At 60.1% G+C, this 286-nt stretch carries 1 protein-coding gene; it reads left to right on the top strand.

Going from position 1 to position 286, the window contains the following annotated elements; translation table 11 throughout:
* Nucleotides 1–16: 16 nt before the first annotated feature.
* Nucleotides 17–286: hypothetical protein (locus SB753_RS36440; RefSeq protein WP_410804974.1), on the top strand; the 270-nt coding region annotated here is incomplete at its 3' end.

Genomic DNA, 286 nt, shown 5'->3' with positions numbered 1-286 from the left:
ACAGGAGAGCCTCAACATGAATCAGAAAATCACCCGGACGAGCGATCCGGCACAGTCTGCATCGCAATTGCTGCAGGTGCCGGAGAACTCGAAGCTGTCGTACGTCGAGCTCCGTGTCGCTGCTGAGAAGGGCAAGATGGTCGTTGGTAAGGCCATGCTGTGTCTGAGCACGGGCATCGTCTTCGATGCAGTGGCCGTCGACAACGGACTGCCGGGCGAAATCGCGCTGGCTACCGAAATTCGCCAGCCGAGTAGCGGGCACGTGGCCGCGGTCCGGTTTTTCGAG

It is taken from the genome of Paraburkholderia sp. SIMBA_053, assembly GCF_046534895.1.
Lineage (GTDB): Bacteria > Pseudomonadota > Gammaproteobacteria > Burkholderiales > Burkholderiaceae > Paraburkholderia > Paraburkholderia caledonica.
The sequence above is the reverse complement of the archived record's forward strand: the minus strand, read 5'-3'. Positions and strand labels throughout refer to the sequence as shown.